18 protein-coding genes are annotated in these 19,483 nt (G+C 37.2%); 3 read left to right on the top strand and 15 right to left on the bottom strand.

What is annotated here, in order from left to right; all coding sequences use genetic code 11:
- Positions 1-13: 13 nt before the first annotated feature.
- The 3 genes from DET49_RS10210 to DET49_RS10220 form a co-directional block, all read right to left on the bottom strand.
- Entirely contained in the window at positions 14-2,527 is a 2,514-nt protein-coding gene (locus tag DET49_RS10210; protein WP_243729605.1) for a tetratricopeptide repeat protein, read from the bottom strand.
- A 90-nt stretch (positions 2,528-2,617) separates the two neighbouring features.
- The gene (locus DET49_RS10215; protein WP_133548002.1) at positions 2,618-3,343 is read right to left on the bottom strand and encodes an ABC transporter ATP-binding protein; all 726 of its coding nucleotides are present in this window, start codon (positions 3,341-3,343) and stop codon (positions 2,618-2,620) included.
- Between the two features lie 10 nt (positions 3,344-3,353).
- Positions 3,354-4,838: a DUF5687 family protein gene (locus tag DET49_RS10220; RefSeq protein ID WP_133548003.1), complete on the bottom strand. Its 1,485-nt coding sequence runs from the start codon at positions 4,836-4,838 to the stop codon at positions 3,354-3,356.
- A gap of 179 nt (positions 4,839-5,017) precedes the next feature.
- On the opposite strand from DET49_RS10220, the gene DET49_RS10225 reads away from it, so the two are divergent.
- Positions 5,018-6,064 (top strand): ferredoxin--NADP reductase, encoded by a 1,047-nt coding sequence (locus DET49_RS10225; protein WP_133548004.1) that lies wholly within the window; start codon positions 5,018-5,020, stop codon positions 6,062-6,064.
- Positions 6,065-6,099: 35 nt separating this feature from the next.
- Positions 6,100-7,068, top strand: a complete 969-nt coding sequence (locus DET49_RS10230) for an ABC transporter ATP-binding protein (protein WP_133548005.1) — start codon at positions 6,100-6,102, stop codon at positions 7,066-7,068.
- Between the two features lie 184 nt (positions 7,069-7,252).
- Here DET49_RS10230 and DET49_RS10235 read toward each other — a convergent pair whose 3' ends face one another.
- The 9 genes from DET49_RS10235 to pdxA all read right to left on the bottom strand — a co-directional run bounded on the left by DET49_RS10235 (position 7,253) and on the right by pdxA (position 14,752).
- Entirely contained in the window at positions 7,253-7,711 is a 459-nt protein-coding gene (locus tag DET49_RS10235) for a transcription elongation factor (RefSeq protein WP_166636568.1), read from the bottom strand.
- A 162-nt stretch (positions 7,712-7,873) separates the two neighbouring features.
- Positions 7,874-8,545 carry a monofunctional biosynthetic peptidoglycan transglycosylase gene (mtgA, locus tag DET49_RS10240; protein ID WP_133548006.1) on the bottom strand — a complete coding sequence of 224 codons (672 nt, stop codon included), beginning with the start codon at positions 8,543-8,545 and terminating at the stop codon, positions 7,874-7,876.
- A complete protein-coding gene (locus tag DET49_RS10245; protein ID WP_133548007.1) occupies positions 8,542-9,657 on the bottom strand; it encodes an NAD(P)/FAD-dependent oxidoreductase in 1,116 nt (371 codons plus the stop codon). The genes mtgA and DET49_RS10245 overlap by 4 nt, the downstream gene beginning before the upstream one ends.
- Positions 9,658-9,757: 100 nt before the next feature.
- The gene (gene accC / locus DET49_RS10250) at positions 9,758-11,113 is read right to left on the bottom strand and encodes an acetyl-CoA carboxylase biotin carboxylase subunit (RefSeq protein WP_133548008.1); all 1,356 of its coding nucleotides are present in this window, start codon (positions 11,111-11,113) and stop codon (positions 9,758-9,760) included.
- Positions 11,114-11,167: 54 nt separating this feature from the next.
- Positions 11,168-11,668, bottom strand: a complete 501-nt coding sequence (gene accB, locus DET49_RS10255; RefSeq protein ID WP_133548009.1) for an acetyl-CoA carboxylase biotin carboxyl carrier protein — start codon at positions 11,666-11,668, stop codon at positions 11,168-11,170.
- A 21-nt stretch (positions 11,669-11,689) separates the two neighbouring features.
- Positions 11,690-12,685 carry a beta-ketoacyl-ACP synthase III gene (locus DET49_RS10260; protein ID WP_133548010.1) on the bottom strand — a complete coding sequence of 332 codons (996 nt, stop codon included), beginning with the start codon at positions 12,683-12,685 and terminating at the stop codon, positions 11,690-11,692.
- Positions 12,686-12,862: 177 nt separating this feature from the next.
- Positions 12,863-13,060, bottom strand: a complete 198-nt coding sequence (gene rpmF, locus DET49_RS10265; RefSeq protein ID WP_037318365.1) for a 50S ribosomal protein L32 — start codon at positions 13,058-13,060, stop codon at positions 12,863-12,865.
- 9 nt (positions 13,061-13,069) lie between these two features.
- Positions 13,070-13,609 (bottom strand): YceD family protein, encoded by a 540-nt coding sequence (locus DET49_RS10270; RefSeq protein ID WP_133548011.1) that lies wholly within the window; start codon positions 13,607-13,609, stop codon positions 13,070-13,072.
- Between the two features lie 96 nt (positions 13,610-13,705).
- Positions 13,706-14,752, bottom strand: a complete 1,047-nt coding sequence (pdxA, locus tag DET49_RS10275; protein WP_133548012.1) for a 4-hydroxythreonine-4-phosphate dehydrogenase PdxA — start codon at positions 14,750-14,752, stop codon at positions 13,706-13,708.
- 146 nt (positions 14,753-14,898) lie between these two features.
- Here pdxA and DET49_RS10280 point away from each other — a divergent pair, with 146 nt between their 5' ends.
- Positions 14,899-15,486: a riboflavin synthase gene (locus tag DET49_RS10280; RefSeq protein ID WP_133548013.1), complete on the top strand. Its 588-nt coding sequence runs from the start codon at positions 14,899-14,901 to the stop codon at positions 15,484-15,486.
- On the opposite strand, the gene DET49_RS10285 is transcribed toward DET49_RS10280, so the two are convergent.
- From DET49_RS10285 to DET49_RS10295, 3 genes are all read right to left on the bottom strand, one after another.
- Positions 15,487-15,729 carry a hypothetical protein gene (locus DET49_RS10285; RefSeq protein ID WP_133548014.1) on the bottom strand — a complete coding sequence of 81 codons (243 nt, stop codon included), beginning with the start codon at positions 15,727-15,729 and terminating at the stop codon, positions 15,487-15,489. It lies immediately after the preceding gene.
- 175 nt (positions 15,730-15,904) lie between these two features.
- Entirely contained in the window at positions 15,905-18,028 is a 2,124-nt protein-coding gene (locus DET49_RS10290; protein WP_133548015.1) for a response regulator, read from the bottom strand.
- Positions 18,029-18,142: 114 nt separating this feature from the next.
- On the bottom strand, positions 18,143-19,483 hold the full coding sequence (locus DET49_RS10295) for a Gfo/Idh/MocA family protein (RefSeq protein WP_133548016.1): 1,341 nt from the start codon (positions 19,481-19,483) through the stop codon (positions 18,143-18,145).

The following is a 19,483-nucleotide window of genomic DNA, read 5'->3' on the forward strand; positions in this document are numbered from 1 at the left end:
TTTCTTAAAAAACCTATTCGTTTTCCACTGGGTACTCGTGGAGAGCTTTCTGAATCTGTACGATTCTGTAATTTTCTGCTGAAATCACTACCGGCTCCTTTTGAACTAAATATTTTTCATTTATCTGTAGCAGTTCAGCAAAACCTTTAGCTCGACTAAAATCCTCAAGCCCATGTACCATTATAAAAAGCTCATTTGGATTATAAATATCCTTAGAAACGGAAAGGCGATCATAATCTAATTCTGTAATTGCGGTATCTATTTTTGTTTTTAAGGCTAAGGCAGCTTCCTGTTCTGAAACATCAAATTTGTAAAGCAGTTTAAAATTCCCTTGGAGGCTATCCGTATTAAATTCCAAGCCCATTAATTTTGGAATAGTATTATTCAATATTTCTTGAGCTTTTTTACCTTCCCGTGTTTGCGGATAGGTTAATGCCACGTGATTTAATGCGCTTTTGTATGCTTCTACACCTAAAAGCCTTCCACTGGCCTGGGCTTTTAGGAGCTCCAACTTTGGCGTAATAGCGTCACCTTTAAATTCAGTGAGGTAACGTGTAGTTTCAGTTATAACATTACTATAATTTTGAGCTTCAAACTGCTGATAAATGGCTGCATAAACTGCCTCCGGAGAATTTTCCTCCTCCCTGATGCTCTCTGGATTTAAAATATAGGCGGCAAAACGGGAGTCTGGATATTTCTCTAAAATAAGCTGTCTGGTTTCTTCTGCCCTAAAATTCTGATTTGTGCCTTGGTAGATCTGGTACAGATTATACAATGAAGGAAGAACAAGTCTTTCATCTGAAGACATTTGCAAAACAGCCTCTAATCTATTCTGCGCCATTTTATATTCCCGGAAATTTTCTTTATAAATAATTCCCAATTGGTAATAAGCAAAATTCCTGGCACGAGCTATGGAATCCAGGACTGCGCCCTCTGTAGGGATTTGACTGATATAGGTATAAGGATCAAGCCGTGGGTCGTTATCTAAAATTTGTTGCGAAAGCTCGGTTTTTTCTAATACGGTATCTTCGGTTTCAAAACCAACTTCAGCCCAACGCCAATTATCGGCCAAGGGGCGACCTCCCCATTGATTTAAAAATTCCTGCAATCCTTGCTGCACTCTCGCCTGGTTGTAGAAATAAAACGTACGCGCGGATGCCTGCGCCTGCCTGGAAGAAATTTCTGGAAATGTCGACGGCAGCAAAGTCCCATCAACATCATCTTCTAATTGAATGCGCAGATCCTTGGTAAACTCTTTAAAATAATCTAATTGTGCGTCAGGTGTCATTTTACTTAAGCGCAGAATACTATCGTTTTTAAAGGCGATTGCCTCATATTTTATAACATCTTCTAAGTTCTCTCTTTTTTTCTTTATAGTTCTGAACTCCCGAAGTTGCGGATCCATTTCTGCAAGTGTGCTGTCATAATATTTGCTAGCTAAAATATAATTGTTACGATCAAAATTAATATTAGCCAGAATTTCATAATTGATTGACTTTAGATATACGTCACTAGAAGGCTGCCTTAAAGACCTTTTATAATATTTTTCAGCTGTTTTTGTCGAATCCAGGCTATTATAATATTCTCCGATTTGAAAATAGATTTTATCTAAAAAAGGACGGTTTTCCCGGTCTTCTTCCAATTCACGAAGCATTTCCCTTAATTCAAAATTATTTACCTGCCTACCTTGTAAATTTCGAGCTTTTTGCACATAAGCGTTTATCATGTAAATTCGAGGCGATTTTCTATTCAATTTTATAACCTCATCAAAGGCAGCATTTGCTTCGTTTATTTGTCCCAATTCGTTGTGAAGCTGACCGAGAATATAATAATAGCGTCCTTTTTTTTCTTCATTTTCAGCAAATTCTGCAGCACGTCTTAATGGTCCAACCGCACTATCTAAATGACGTAGATTGATATAGGCCTGAGCCATCGTTGCACTAGCATCAGCGATATCCTGTTCCTCCAGATAATCCAGATCCAGCACTTTTTTAAGATTATTGATCGCTAAACGATTATTATCCAGACGCATATGGGTTTTCTCGCGCCAAACCCGGGCGTGGATAATATTATTACTTGCAGGGTAACTTCTTAAAATATAATTGAAAGCTTCCAGTGCCGGAATAAAACGCTGATCAAAATACCGGGCTTTTCCCAGCAGCAAATAAGCTTCATCTATTTGTGGGTTTCTTTCCTTTCCTTCTATAAGCATAGAGTGACGCTGAATTGCCTTCACTGCCTTTTCTTCAGCGTAACCAAAATTCTGATTTCGAATACTATCGGGTAGAACGATGTTTTTGTCAATTTGCATACGCTCAATAGGCAGGAGATCCCAGTAGTTATCAGCATAATTCTGGTTTAGCTCTTCCTTTCCCTGTTCAAGGCCTAAGTAACCGTTATATAAGGTGTTGTACTCTGTAGTAACCGCATGCCAATTTCGGTTTACAAAAGTGTTCTTTTTACGTGAACAACCAACGATGCTCCCAATAAGTAGCAGCAGGAAAATAAATTTGATAATTGTATTCAAAATTAACCGGTTCTCGATGGCTTTATAACTAAAAATCAACGTATTTAGTATGCAAAAATACGCTTCTTTTTACAAACTCAAATCATATTACTATAGTTCTTCCGGGTGGGTAGCGCCCACTTCACGCGAAAAATAATTCTCCAATTCGTTTAAAGTAGCTTCAGAAGTATTGATATCTTTAACCAGTTCGCCTTTATCTAAAACTACAATACGCTCACAAACTTCGGTCACATGAATAAGGTCGTGACTCGAAATCAGGACCGTTGTTTCCTTATTCTCTGTAAGTTCTTTGATGATTTTTTTTAACCGAATTTGTGTAGTAGGATCTAAATTAGCAAAAGGTTCATCTAAGATTACCACTTTGGGGTTTCCAATAAGCGCCGCAATTATCCCTACTTTTTTCTGATTTCCTTTAGAAAGATCGCGCAAGTATTTTCTTCGGCCCAAAATCTCGCCATGAAAGAAATCTTCAAAATTCGATAAAAAGTTGTCAATATCGGCCTTGTTAGCTCCACGTAATTCGCCTACGAAATAGAAATATTCTTCAGGAGTTAAATAGCCTATCAAAAAACTTTCATCTATAAACGAAGCGGTAAAAGGTTTCCATTCTTCGCTCTCGCTTACCGTAATCTCGTTATTAAAAATGTTTCCGCTGCTAGGTTGGATTAAGTCCAGTAACAAACTGAAAAATGTAGTTTTTCCCGCCCCGTTATTTCCCACCAGGCCAAAACTTTGTCCTGCCGGAATATCCAGGTGATCAATGTTTAGAACTTTGGTCCCACCGTATATTTTACTAAGATTTGTAGCTGTTATCATAATTTTATATTTATTCGCCGGTTTGTTTAAAGCCGTTGATCATTGCATGTTTTCTTTTTCGGTATGCTCCCACAATATAATCCATCAAATTAGCACGAAAGAGGAGCCCTATCACGCCAAAGGCAGCAAGCCCGATAATAGCCGCTTCAAATCCTATAAAAAAATCGAAAAGCCAGAAAATAAAAACCGGCACCACCATTAATGGAATGGAAACCAACCATTGTGTAGCTCCTGTACCCTGATAATTCATAAATGGGCTTTTATCAAGATCTATCTTCTTTTTATTAAATGAACCCGCATAAAGCAATATAGGAACATTTACGCCTATGTTATATAAGGCTGCCACCATATTGATCAATAAGATATTCCAGCCGAAATAAATATAAGGGGTAGTGAGAATAGCTAAAATCACTACGCTAATGCTTATTAACAATGCTTTTGAAGCCAGGTAATCTTTCATTGGAATGTTCTGCGACATAATCATGGGGTAGTATGATGCATCCCACGAAGGCACAAATTGTCCGAAATTGATCATAAAAATACCCGTCATAAATATGCCAACAAAAACATAAAACGCTTCAAATTCCTGATAGGCATCATTGGGATAGAAGAACATACCATATCCCAATAAAATTAAAGACATATAAATCGTTGTTTTCGGTCTTTTATTTCGCCATATTAGTTTTAAATCCTGCTGCAAGAAAGGTGCGAGAGTCCCGAATTTTTTAGTCCATACAAAATCATGGGTATTGGCATCTTTTTGTTTTTCCTTTAGCCCGGCATCGAGGTAAAATTTACTGGTTAGGTTAAGCTGATTCCATTTGTAAAGCGCAAACACAAGAATTAAAGGTACAATTGTCAGATAAGGATTGATAACCAGGAAATTCATCATTTTCCCAAACCATAGACTTGCTTCAAAAATTTCAAAATATTCCAGCACTGCAAAAACTATTAGTATAAGAATTGCTGGAATTAATGCCTTTAAATTATCGGTGAATTTCTTTTTGATAATAAAATTCAGAAAATTTACACATTGGGTGATGGCAATCATTGTCATCATCCATGCTATAAGATTCCATGTTCCGTAATCGGCCTTATAAATGCAAAAAATTCCGAATGGAATTATTATAAATAACGGTAGAAAATTAAAAAAGGAGTACATCGACTTTATAAGTACAAAATTCACTGCCTTTCGCCTAGCAATAGGTAGATTTAAAAGTGGTTTAATGTCTAAAACTGGTAGTGATTGCATCATAAATCTAAAACCAAGATCAAAAACCACCCAGAGCAAAACCAAACGATTTACCATTTGCAAAGGATCCTTATCGGGAAAAGTTTCCCGCAACAAAGGGTAAAGACCAATCCCAAGAACGAGAAATGCCACAGAAAAATATAAAGCCAGGAAAATAAGCAGCACTTTAAGTCCAATATTCTTTCCGACACTTGCAGAACGAAAGAAAGATTTCCATTCTAGCCATAAAAACCGTTTAAACATAATTTACTGGTTTACCCGCTAACGGGATTAAAAAAGTCTATCCTAAAAGAGGTAAGCCGGGATAAAAATTTATCATATGGACATACCTGATTTAATTTACTATACAAGTATAGAAATTTAGGTATTTGTTACACTCTTTAATTTCACATACTTTGTATTTTTGCCAAAAATAATTTTTGATGAGTCAGTTTTTTCCTTTAGAGATAAAAGAAGTAATTCGAGAAACACCGCAGGCAGTGAGCTTGTCTTTTAATATCCCGGAAAACTTAAAAGAAGAGTTTAAGTTTGATGCCGGCCAGTATATCACTATAAAAATAAATCTAGGTGATGAAGAAATAAGACGTGCATATTCGCTTTGTTCCGCTCCTAATTCAGGAGAATTTAAGGTTACCATTAAAGAGGTTGAAGGAGGTAGATTCTCCGTTATTGCCAACAATAAACTAAATGCAGGAGATGTTCTCGAGGTGCACCCACCAGAAGGCAAATTCATTTTAAAACCTTCAGGTGAGGTAAAAAATTATGCAGCTTTTGCTGCGGGAAGCGGGATAACCCCGGTGCTTTCTATTATTAAAACTGTTTTAGCTGAAGAGCATAAAAGCCGGTTTGTGCTTACATACGGAAATAAATCCCCCGAAGACACTATTTTTTTTAGGGAACTTCTGGAGCTGCAGACTAAATTCCCTGACAGGCTTTTTATTGAATTTGTCTACAGTCGAACCAGAGAAGATAATTCTCATTTTGGAAGAATTGAAACCAGTACGGTGAATTATGTAATAAAGAACAAATTTAAAGAACACGCATTTGACGTGTTTTATCTTTGCGGCCCTGAAAAAATGATCAACCAGGTTAGTGATGTATTAAAGCAGAACGGTGTTACTGAAGATAAGATTCTTTACGAACTCTTTACCACCGAAGAAACCGGAGCCATAGAAACCAATGTTGCAGGCCAAACTGAACTCACCATAAGAGTAGACGACGAGGAATCAACTTTTGCTATGGACACAAAAACTACGGTACTAGATGCTGCATTGGAACACGATTTAGATGTACCATATTCCTGCCAAGGTGGGATTTGCAGCAGTTGTATCGCCAGGATTGTGGAAGGAAAAGCTGAAATGCGTAAAAATCAAATTCTTACCGATGATGAGATTGAAGAAGGTTTAATTCTTACCTGCCAGGCACAGCCTCTTACCCCAAAACTAAAGGTAGATTACGACGATGTGTAGTGAAAAAGCCTATCTTGTAGGAACAAAATTATTTTATGCTGAAACTCAAAAATGTTTCCTTTGCCTATGCTGAAGAACCAATTTTAAAAAATATCGGGTTTACGCTAGAAAAAGGAGAAAATCTTTCTGTAATTGGGGAAAGCGGCTGCGGAAAAAGCACTCTGTTAAAACTAATTTACGGCTTGCTTCATACTGATGGGAAGATTTTTTGGGAAGAAAAAGAACTTTTAGGCCCAAATTATAACCTGGTGCCAGGTGAACCTTTTATTAAATATTTAGCACAGGATTTCGATCTAATGTTACCCTTAAGCGTAGCCGATAACATCGGAAAATATCTTAGCAACCAGTTTCCCAAAAAAAAGAATAATCGCATTAAAGAATTAATGCAAGTGGTAGAAATGACGGAGCTAGCGGATAAAAAGGCAAAACTTCTAAGTGGTGGACAACAGCAAAGAGTAGCATTAGCAAGAGCCCTTGCCAAACAACCAGAATTGCTTTTACTGGACGAACCTTTTAGCCATATAGATCATTTTAGGAAAAATAATTTACGACGCCGGCTTTTCGCTTATCTAAAAGAAAACAATATCGCCTGTATTGTTGCCACACACGACATTACCGATGCACTTTCTTTTGCCGATAAAACCATTGTATTGAAAAACGCAAAAATCTACGCTGAGAATTCTCCCTCAGAATTGTACGAAAAACCACCAAATAAATATGTTGCCTCCCTTTTTGGTGATGTAAACGAACTTATGCTGAAAGATTTAGTCCTAAATGAAAACAGCCGTAAGAAGGTCATTCTCTATCCTGAAGAAATCAAATTGACCCAAAAAAAAGGAATAAAAGCTGAAGTTAAAAAATCCTGGTTTAAAGGAGAAAACTGGCTAATTGAAGCCAATTTAAATGGAAAAACCATTTATTTTAATCATTTTCAAGCTCTAAAGGAAAGAAAAAAGGTAAACCTAAGGGTTGCAGAACACTTAATAGAATCAAGGTTAAGGTAGTTTGATTCTCTCACCACGAATTCAGGAATGTTTTTCCCTTATCTAAACTTTTTACCTCGCTTCTAATGGCATTACGAGCGACGCATGAACGAATTAAGCTTTCAGTTGTCAGATTGCTTCAGCCATGACCTCTTGGTAATGACTCAGTTGAGGCAGAAATTTATATTCAATCTGAATTTAGTACCTAAAACACTTCCAAAATTTTAGCCGATTTTCCGTTAAAAGTAATCTCCTCGCCAGGTTTATTATTCAGCAATAATTGCGCAATGGGTGAATTTGCGCCTATGGCAAAATATTCATCTCCATTTATAATAATGCGATCTGCCGGAATAGCAATAAAGTAATTAGCCATGTTCGTTTTTACTGCAGTTCCCAGCCGCGCAGTGGCAGCATTTTCATTAATCCTCCCTTTGACAATATTAAGTGTTTTTCTTAAATTTTTAAATTGTTGTAATTGTTCTGCCAGTTTATTCCATTCCAGGTTTATCATTTCCCGTCCGGTTTCATATTTATCCCCTGCGCTACTTTTAGTTTCGTTTTCAAGATCGGATTCCAAATCTTTCATCGCCGCATCAATGCGATGTATACGTTCTTCGACATAAGCTTCGCAAGCTTTATAAAGCTTTTCTTTTATTGAATTCATATTTTTATCCTTGGTTGAGAATCCAAGCAATTTTGGTTTCTTATATTAATTTACTTCAGAGTCTTCTTTGAAAATAGTCCGAAATCTAGCCTGTTAAACCTCTCGAAATATTAGAATATCAGACAAGTTCAGTTTGACAATAAATGAAAAATATTTCTTGAACTACTCCAAACTAAACTTACCGTAATTCTGCATTTGACGTACAATCCAATTTTTCCTTTGATTTATATAATTACTGGTAGGTTGAGCTCTGTACTCCCTTGGGTTCGGCAGAATAGCCGCAATCGCAGCGGCTTGGTAAACCGAAAGATTTGCTGCCGATTTATTAAACCAATATTGCGCAGCCGCTTCTGCTCCATAAATTCCTTTTCCCATTTCTATGCTGTTGAGGTAAATTTCCAAAATCCGTTCTTTACTCCAAAAAGTTTCAATTAAAAAAGTAAAGTAAACCTCCAAACCTTTTCGAAGCCAGTTTCTGCCTGGCCATAAAAAAACATTTTTAGCAGTTTGCTGCGAAATTGTACTGGCACCGCGCATTCTTTTTCCTTTTTGATGCTCTTCAATGGCCTTTTCTATAGCTTCAAAATCAAATCCATTATGCTTTAAAAAATTTTGATCCTCACTGGCAATTACACCCAGTTGTAAATGGCGAGAAATTTCTTTCATGGGAACCCAGGTATGCTGTATTTTTTCCTCGGGATATTCCAAATATCGAATGGCCATTAAAGGCGTAAAGGGCACCGGAACCCATTTAAATATTAGAACCAGTAAAAGGGAAAACAAGATTAAAATACCGGTAAATTTCAACAAAAATTTGTATATTCTTTTTATCATGAAATTAATTCTGAAAGTTCCTTACCAATAATACTACCAATTGCCACGCCCATTCCGCCAAGGCGAACGCCGCAATATACGTTTTCTGAAAATTGTTTTACTATCGGATTTTTTTGTGATCCAACGCCCATTATTCCACTCCAGTATTGATCGACTTTAAAAGATGAATCCGGTAAAATAGTAGTTTTTAGCAATTCTTCTAGTTTTTGTTGAATAATTTCTGTTTTTGCGATTTCGGTGGTTTCTTCCGTCTTAAAATCCAGATGTCTTCCGCCACCAAAAAGGATGCGATCATCGATATTCCTGAAATAATAATAGCCTTTATCCAAATGAAAAGTTCCTTTAATATCCAGGTTTTTAATCGGTTTGGTAATCAACACCTGGGCGCGAGCGGGTTTCACCTCAGTAATACCCAGTTGGGAAGCAAATCCGTTGGTAGCGATCAAAAGTTTACTTGATGAAAATTCCAATTTATCAGTCTTAATTTCTACGGCATCCTGTCTATCAGTTATTGATTCTACAGTAATATTATTTAAGATCTTAACACCGGCTTTTTGTACTTTATAAAGTAAAGCTTCCATCATTCTGCCGGTATTTAATTGCCCTTCAAACTGATTAAAAATGAGTTTTTTTTGAATATTTTTAAATCCAAAAATGTCCTTTTGGATACTGAAGGCTTCTATTCCTAAAATTGGCTTTAACATTTTATTGAGTTCTGGCATATGTGCTTTACAGCTTTCAAAAAGTGGCTGATCTTCTTTTGTAAACAGCTCATAGCCACCATACTCTTTATAGCCCAAATTTTGATCTCCCAAATTTTCCCGCAATAATTGCAAACCCTTTAAGCGCTTTTGTATGAGTTTCAGCACTTCTTCCTCCGTATGTGAATTGAGATCATCGAGGATCTCAGAAACACTTCCAAAGCAGGCGAATCCGGCATTTTTAGTACTTGCACCATTGGGTAAAATCCCACGTTCCAAAACGAGGATATTAGATTTTGGAAAGCGTTGTTTCAAACTAAGTGCACAACTTAGTCCGGTAATCCCGCTGCCGACAATACAAAAATCGATATATGAAAACCAGGTTTTGGTTTCCCAATAAGACAGGTTCATTGAAGTTGATTATTTTCAATGAAATTACGAAAATTAAAAGACCCCACAGTACCAATTAATATCGGGACTGTGGGGTCTAAATATTTAAATCTATAAAAACTTAATCTTCTTCCTTGAGGGGTTTCATTTTAAAATCTTCCATAAACTTGGTGGTATAGTTCCCTTCAATATAATCGGGATGATCCATCAGTTGCCTATGGAAAGGAATGGTGGTTTTTACACCTTCTATCACGAACTCATCTAGAGCGCGCTTCATTTTACTAATTGCTTCTTCTCGTGTTTGGGCAGTGGTGATCAGTTTGGCAATCATAGAATCATAGTTTGGCGGAATAATATAACCGCTGTAAACATGAGTGTCAATTCTCACCCCATGACCACCAGGGGCATGTAAATTGGTGATTTTGCCTGGAGAAGGCCTAAATCCATTAAATGGATCTTCCGCATTGATCCGGCATTCTATAGAGTGTAATTGTGGGAAATAATTTTTCCCGGAAATTGGAACTCCTGCCGCTACAAGAATCTGCTCTCTAATAAGATCATAATCTATCACCTGCTCGGTAATTGGATGTTCTACCTGAATACGGGTATTCATCTCCATAAAGTAAAAGTTTCGGTGTTTATCTACCAAAAATTCTACGGTACCGGCACCTTCGTATTTAATATATTCAGCCGCTTTTACTGCAGCTTCTCCCATTTTCTTCCGAAGACTATCGGTCATAAATGGAGAAGGAGTCTCTTCTGTTAATTTCTGATGCCGGCGTTGTACCGAGCAATCCCTTTCTGAAAGGTGACAGGCTTTACCTGTACTATCACCCACAATTTGGATTTCAATATGTCTTGGCTCTTCAATAAGCTTTTCCATATACATCCCGTCATTTCCAAATGCAGCTCCAGCCTCCTGTCGTGCAGAATCCCAGGCATCTTCAAGGGCTTCTTCTTTCCATACGGCTCGCATCCCTTTTCCCCCACCACCGGCGGTAGCTTTAAGCATCACTGGGTAGCCAATCTCTTTGGCAAGTTTTTGGCACTCTTTAAAATCTTTCATCACGCCTTCTGATCCAGGGACACAAGGCACCCCTGCGGCTCTCATAGTAGCTTTTGCAGTGGCCTTGTCACCCATTTTGGCGATCATCTCAGGGGAGGCACCTATAAACTTTATATCGTGCTCTCCACAAATTTTGGAAAATTTAGCATTTTCTGAAAGAAATCCGTACCCGGGGTGGATTGCGTCCGCATTAGTGATTTCTGCAGCAGCGATAATATTGGAAATCTTAAGATAGGATAAATTACTAGGTGGTGGACCTATACATACGGCTTCATCAGCAAATCTTACGTGAAGGCTTTCAGCATCTGCAGTAGAATAAACTGCAACGGTGCTAATTCCCATTTCTTTACAGGTACGAATAATACGCAATGCGATCTCGCCCCTGTTTGCAATCAATATTTTTTTAAACATACCTAATGTTTTTTTGGCCCAGGAAAAAATTCCTTAACCTAAATGGGCAGTAATTTATGATGGATCTACTAAAAATAATGGCTGATCGAACTCAACTGGAGAAGCATCGTCTACCAGCACCTTTATAACTTTTCCTGAAACCTCACTTTCTATTTCATTGAAAAGTTTCATTGCTTCAATAACACAAAGTACATCGCCTTCTTTAATAGAATCGCCAACTTCTACAAAAGTCGGTTTATCTGGGGAAGGTTTACGATAAAAAGTCCCAATAATAGGTGACTTGACCGTAATATAATTTGAATTCTCTTGGGATGACGATTGTTCTTCTTTGCTTTGAGGAGCATTCTCCTGAGATGGAGCTGGAGCCTGTTGCTGCTGCGGTTGCTGTGGCATCTGCTGCATTTGGCCACCCATTGGCACTTGTTGAACAATAGTTTCTTTCTCGTCTGAGCCAGTTCTAATGGTGATTTTCACATCTCCGGTTTCCAGTTTTACTTCACTGGCACCAGACTTGGCTACAAACTTTATTAAATTCTGAATTTCTTTTAAATCCATAATATTAGGGTGTTGGTTTTTTTAAGAATTATATGCCCATTTTAAGTAGGAAGCTCCCCAGGTGAAACCGCCTCCAAATGAAGCAAATACTAAATTATCTCCCTTTTTAAATTGCTTTTCATAATCGCTAAGCAATAATGGCAAGGTAGCCGATGTAGTGTTTCCGTAACGTTCAATATTCATAAGCACTTTTTTATCTTCAAGACCCATGCGACTAGCCGTGGCACCCACAATTCGTTTATTTGCCTGGTGCGCAACAAGCCAGTCTATATCTTCATTCCCCAATTGATTCCGCTTCATAATTTGCTCGCTTACATCTGCCATGTTAGAAACAGCAAACTTAAATACTGTCTTGCCGTCCTGTTTCACATAATGTAATTTTTTGGCCACAGTTAATTCTGTAGGCGGCATCAGTGAGCCACCAGCTTCTACTCTTAAAGAATCACGCCCAATGGAATCACTTCTTAGGATTTCATCCTGTAAACCCAAACCTTCCTCATTGGGTTCCATAAGTACCGCACCTGCACCATCTCCAAAGATAATACAAGTAGTCCTATCGGTATAATCAATTATAGAAGACATTTTATCGGCACCAATGACCAATACTTTTTTATAACGCCCAGATTCTATATAGGCTGATGCTGTTGACATCGCATATAGAAAGCCTGAACAGGCAGCTTGGAGATCGTAAGCAAAAGCATTAATGGCGCCAATTTGGGTCGCCACATGAACAGCTGTAGCAGCAACAGGCAAATCAGGAGTAACAGAAGCAAGAATTACCAAATCTATCCCTTTAGGATCGAGATTAGATTTTTTAATTAAATCTTTAGCTGCCTCTATTCCTAAATATGAAGTACCCTTATTAGGATCTTTAAGTATTCGACGTTCTTTAATTCCAGTTCGGCTGAAGATCCATTCGTCATTGGTCTCCACCATCTCCTCCAACATTTTGTTGGTCAACACATCTTCGGGTACATAGGCACCCACAGCGGTAATAGCAGCTGTGATTTTATTCATAGATTTGACTTTTAAACCCCATTTACGATTAAAAAGCGTAAAAATATTTAAAGAAAAGTACTGATTTTTCTTTGAACGGGGCTGCAAATTAAGGTCTTTTTAGGACTTATTCAACTTAAAACAAAAAACTCCCACGTGGGTGAGAGTTTTTATAAAAAGTTAAAGCTCTATGGGTAATTAAGCTTCTATTTCTTCGGTATTATCAATTAATACCTGACCTCGGTAATATAGTTTACCTTCATGCCAGTGTGCTCTGTGATACAAATGTGCCTCCCCTGTAGTAGGGTCCGTAGCTATTTTAGGTACCGAAGCTTTATAATGTGTCCTTCTTTTATCTCTTCTGGTTTTTGAGATTTTTCTCTTTGGATGTGCCATGGCTTGCTGTTATTTATCGTTTAATAAGTTTTTTAATTTATCCCAGCGAGGATCTATATCATCCTCATCATTTTTATTCTCGTTGTTATTAATACTTAATTCTTCAAGTTTATCAAGTACATCAGATTCTAAAGTGCCATCTTCTACCCCGGGATGAACCCTTTTTAATGGTATAGACAAAACAATAAGTTCGTAAATATATTGCTGAACGTTTACTTCAAATTCCCCGTGAGGCAGAATAAGCAAATCTTCATTTTCATCATTAAATTCTTCACCAAATTTTATCACCAGAAACAAACTTCCTTTTATTGGCTGATCGTAAGGCTCGTTGGTAATATCACAATTTACGTTTACAAAACCGGAAGCATTGAAAGTAAGCTCCATCATTGTTGTTTTCTTTTCTAACAACAAATCTATTTTTACATCGGCAGTATTTAAATCATCGTACTCAAAATGCTCAAAGAACTCCTTATTAATATCGTATTCAAACTGGTGTTTTCCCAGCTTTAACCCCACAAAAGGGATTGTATACGCTGCTAAATTCCTCATCTCATCGTCAATTTCTTGCCCGAGCCGCTTCGACTTAGGCGGGTGCAAATATATAAAAATTAATAAATTAGAGCGCTGTTATAAACAAAAATTTGTTTATAACTTCCTGCCCTGTTTCTTCAAAGGATTTTTAGTCAGTTCTTTGTATTCTTCACGACATTTATGAATTTCAATCGCCCGAAAAACAGCTTCTTTAAAAGAATTAATATTAGCTGAATTTGTTCCGGCAATTTCAAAAGCGGTACCGTGATCCGGCGATGTTCTCACTTTACTTAAACCGGCGGTAAAATTCACCCCATTTCCAAAGGAAAGTGTTTTAAAAGGAATTAATCCCTGATCATGATAAGAGGCCACAACCGCATCAAAATTCACGTAATTCTTTGATCCGAAGAAACTATCAGCCGAAAATGGACCAAAAACAAGGTCGCCTTTATCACGTAATTTCTGAAGGGTAGGTTTTAAGATTTCTTCATCTTCTTTTCCAATAACTCCATTATCACCGCTATGAGGATTTATTCCTAAAACTGCAATCTTTGGTTTCTGAACCCTAAAATCCTGTTTTAAGGTTTGCTGAATTATTTCCAGTTTCCTTTCTATTAATTGTGGGGTAATCGTATTAGCAATATCTTTTAGGGCCACATGATCTGTAAGTAAACCGATTTTTAAGGTGTCGGTAATCATAAACATAAGACTTTCACCCTCCAGCTCTTTCGCTAAATAATCGGTATGGCCAGGAAAATTGAAGTCCGCCGACTGAATACTATGTTTATTAATTGGAGCCGTTACCAGTACATCTATTTCATTATCTTTTAGGGATTTGGTTGCGGCTTGTAAAGATTTAAATGCATATTCACCTATTTTAGTATCTTCTTCACCAAAATTGATATTCACCCCTTCTTTCCATACATTTACCACATTAATTTTTCCATCAATAGCTTTAGAGGCATCATCTATACCAAGGTAATTTATAGAGAGGTTGAAATGCTTTTTTAAAAAGGTGAGTACTTTAGTAGACGCAAAGATTACCGGTGTACAAAAATCCAGCATGCGGGAATCATCAAAGGTTTTAAGCATTATTTCACTTCCAATACCATTTAAATCTCCTATGCTTATTCCTAATTTTACCTTTTCAGCGTGCTTCATCTGCTTATAATTATAGGGGCCTGTCTATTATATGATTTTCACTATTTATCTCCAAAATTAAATAAAGATTTGTTCCTGGCTATTTCATTAAACTTCCCTTGTTTATTTCTATTTTTACATCACAAATGTAAGAATAATCCAAAGATATGTTTACCGGAATTATTGAAGAAGTAGGAGAAATAAGTCGCATTGAAAGCGAAGGTGGAAATATGCATTTCACCATAAAAGCAACTATGACTCCCGAACTAAAGATAGATCAGAGTGTAGCCCATAACGGCATCTGCTTAACCGTCGTTTCTTTATCGGAAATTCAATACGTTGTTACTGCAGTGGCCGAAACCTTGAAAAAAACCAATTTAAGCAGCCTGGAAAAAGGTGGGCTGGTAAACCTGGAACGAGGAATGAAACTGGGCGATCGTCTCGATGGCCATATCGTCCAGGGGCACGTCGACCAAACCGCAATATGCAAAAACATAGAAGAAAAAGACGGTAGCTGGGTGTTTACTTTTGAATACAACCCCAATATGCAAAATATCACTATAGAAAAAGGATCTATCACTGTTAACGGAGTAAGTCTAACTGTTATAAATTCAAAAAAAAATAAATTTAGCGTGGCTATAATTCCTTATACTTACAATCATACAACGTTTAAATACCTTAGGGAAGGGGATGTTGTGAACCTGGAATTTGATGTCATTGGGAAATACGTAAAGCGAATTCAGGAATTAAAATAATTACTTCCTGTTTTTAATATGTTGAATTCCAAGGACCATACCGGCAGCTATTAAAGCAGAAATTCCAAAATCTATAGGAAGTCCTACGGGAGGTGGTATACTTGGCCCACCCTCCCTCATCTGTGGCTCAGGTAAATTATGACTGGGGGTTTGAGCCGAAACATCTAAAGATGTCAGCATCAATATTATAAGTAAATATATGTACTTCACTTCAACCCTCATAATTCCTGCGTAATGTAACACAATAATATTATTTGCCAAAAAACTTTGTCCTGGGGTATATTAACGTAAAAGTTAGTACGTTGGTTTTGTGTAGGGGCGACACCATATAAAAATAATACAATTTTGTTGTACTTTAACAAATTCTATTAATTTTAATTAAATCATCTTTTTATTATAAATGCTTTCATAAAGGAAATTAAATGGCATAGCCATTTGTATCTATTTCTTTGGCATTTTTTCTATTAATCCACTTTTCTATTTTTTCAAATAGTTGTTTTTTCTGAAAAGGTTTTCCTAAGTAATCATCCATTCCCACATCAGTACATTTCTGTCGTTCAACGGCCAGGAAATTGGCTGTTAATGCTACAATTGGCGTGTTTAATTTAAGTTCTTTTCTAATAATTTTTGTGGTTTTGTAACCATTTTTAACCGGCATTTGCACATCCATAAAAATAAGGTCATACCTATTATTTTTTAAAAGACTAAGGGCCTTTTCCCCATTTGAAGCAATATCAACTTCCAATCCTTTGCCTTTTAATAAAGCCTTTATTAGACGTTGATTCAGTTCGCTATCCTCACAGATTAAAACTTTTCCCGGAAATTTTACCTGAAAATCATCTTCCGCAATCTCCGGATCCCCTGCTTTCCCTTTCGTTTTGTCAAAAGGAATATTAAAAATAAAATCTGTTCCTTTTCCGAGTTCACTTTTAACCTCAATATTACCTTCCTGCTTTTCTATTAATTGCCTGGAAATATTAAGGCCTAATCCAGTACCTCCGTATTTTTGTGAGGTATTTTCCTCCGCTTGCAAAAATCGCTGAAAAACGGTTTCCTTTTTATCCTCTGAAATACCAATCCCTGTATCTGAGACTTTAAAATTGAGCATAATTGTAGTTGAAGTTTCTTTGGTCACACTCACATACAATTTCACACTTCCTTCGGATGTAAATTTTATAGCATTCCCTAGAAGATTAAGAAGTACCTGTGAAAGTCTGTTTTTATCTCCAACTAATAATTTTGGGACATCAGGACTAAGGTAATGTTCGAATTCGATTTTCTTTTGATGCGCTTTGAGATGTAGAATTGAAAAGACCCTAGTTACAGCCTCCCGTAGGTCGAACACATCTTTATCTATTTGTAATAAACCCGCTTCCATTTTAGAAAGATCAAGAATGTCGTTTACAATAAAAAGCAACGAATCCCCAGCAATCTTTACTGCATTTAGGTAATTGGTTTTATGTGAATCCTTTTCATTTTCCAGTAAAAGATCGGTAAAACCAAGCACCGCGTGAATGGGGGTGCGAATTTCATGACTAACATTGGCAATAAAATTATCTTTTTGTTCATTGAGGTTTTCGGCCATCTCTTTGGCTCTCTGTAGTGAAATTTCAGCTTCAATTTCCTTGGTGATATCCTGAGAAATCTTCACCACCTTAATGACGTCTCCCTGGATATTATGGATGGGATTATAGCTAGCCTGTAAATAAAATTCAGAACCATTTTTATGTATTCTACGAACACGACCGGTTTTATGTTCTCCTTTTCCTAAAGACTTCCAAAGTCGATTATTTTCATCATAATCTGCAGGGGTAATAAGCATTTTATGATGACTTCCCAGGAGTTCATCTTCAGTATAACCGGAAAACTTTTCAAAATTATGGTTAATTGAAACTATAGTCCCATCCGGTTTAAACTCAATCACGCCGCTAGAATTCTTAACCGCCTGCATGAGAGATTTATTTTCACTTTCTTTAAGCTCAAGTTTCTTTTGGGTTTTTTCTATTTGCTTCTCGAGCATTTTATTTAATTCGGTTCCTAAACTTTTATTTTTTTGCCTAACCTCTATAAGGTGCATCGCCTGTCGGGTAAGTAATTTGAAAGCTTTTCTTTGTTTTTCAGTGAGTTGTTTTGGTTTATCACCTACCACGCAAACTGTACCAATGTTATAGCCATTCTTAGCTTTTAAAGGCATCCCTGCATAAAAACGGATTCCATTTTCTGAAGTTACGTGAGGGTGGTTTTGTACCCGTTTATCTAATAAAGCATCTGAAATCTCGAGAAGTTCATCCTGTACCACTGTATACTGACAAAATGTTTCTTTAATGGGCGTTTCAGTTCCATCGATACCCACTTTGGCTTTGTACCATTGTCTCTTATCATCTATCATAGAAATGACAGCAATTGGGACATCACAAATAAGTGCAATTAACTGCGCAAGTTCATTAAAATCTTTTTCGTAGGGCGTGTCGAGAATATTGTAGGAAAGCAAGGTTTGAAGCCTTTCAATCTCAACAATCTCACGTAAATTAGTATTATTCATAGGGGGCAAAATCGGGCCGCTAATATATTAAAAAAGAAGAATCTACCCATATAAGTTAGGTTTATTCAAAAATCACCTATTAAATTTTCGGCCTTAACTAACTCTTTCTAGCGATTAAAGATTAGGTTTCCAGCCTGGAGCATATTCCCGACTCCAAAGTTTCATCGCATCACGGTCAAAAATTCGTCCTGTTTTATCGTCTATATCAAAACCTTTACCCAGCTGATCGGCGATATTGGTGTAATGAACCATCGTCATACTAATATTAGCATCATCTATAGGAGCATTTAATTTTGCTTTGCCTCGTATTCCATCAAAGAAATTTACCATATGTGCTGTAGACATATCGCCACCTCCTCCAAGTGCCGTTCCCGCTTCATCAGACTCAGAGTTATATTCCTTTATTATTTCTCCATTTCTATCAGTAAGTACGTATCTTTCACGGTCTACAAAAACACCGCCATCCGTACCATAAATTATGGTTCCGCGACCACCACCATAGGTATCATATGCATTTCGACTTTTAGAGTCCCATTGAATAATTTTATCATCTGCAAACTTAAAGGTCGCTTCCACGGTATCGTACATTTGCCAACCATCTTGTTTGAAATGTCTTTTAGCCGACTGTACATCGGTACGTAACGGAAGACCTACTTGCATTGCCCAACGAGCTACATCCATTTCGTGTGTTCCGTTGTTGCCTGCTTCAGCAGTACCATAATCCCAGCCATACCAGTGCCAGTTATAATCCCAGGTTTCTTCGGTATAATCTCTTCTTGGAGCAGGACCCTGCCATAACTCCCAATCTAATCCCTTTGGAATAGGAGCCTTTTTCTGATTTGGAACTTCTCCACGGCCATTTGAATAGAATGCCACTGCTTTATATACTTCACCAATAGCCCCGTCGTGGATGTCTTTTATAATTTCAATTGTATGATTTGAAGAGCGTTGCTGGTTACCCATCTGAACCACTTTTCCATATTTTTTAGTAGCTTCTACCAACAGTTCATTTTCAAACATATTATGACTGGAAGGCTTTTCAACATAAACGTGCTTTCCTGCTTTCATCGCCATAATAGAACCTGGAGTATGCCAGTGATCAGGGGTAGCATTAATAATAGCATCTACCTTTTTATCTTCCAGTACTATTCGAATGTCATTTTCCAGCTTGGGTTTATAATCTATATGTTCTGAAAATCGCTCTAATGCTTTTACCCGCTGGCTATCCATAACATCACATAAATACATAAGTTCTACGTTGGAATCCCGCCGCGCAATAGGATCGAAATACGCACCCAGTCTCCTTCCTAATCCTGCTATCGCTATATTAATCCTATCATTGGAGCCTATAATTTTACGGTAGCTTTTGGCGCTCATTGCCATTGCTGAACTTCCAAACGCAATGGCCGTACCGCCTAAAGCTGTTTTTTTTATAAAATCTCTTCTTGAATTCAT

Source organism: Salegentibacter sp. 24 (genome assembly GCF_004362395.1).
GTDB lineage: Bacteria > Bacteroidota > Bacteroidia > Flavobacteriales > Flavobacteriaceae > Salegentibacter.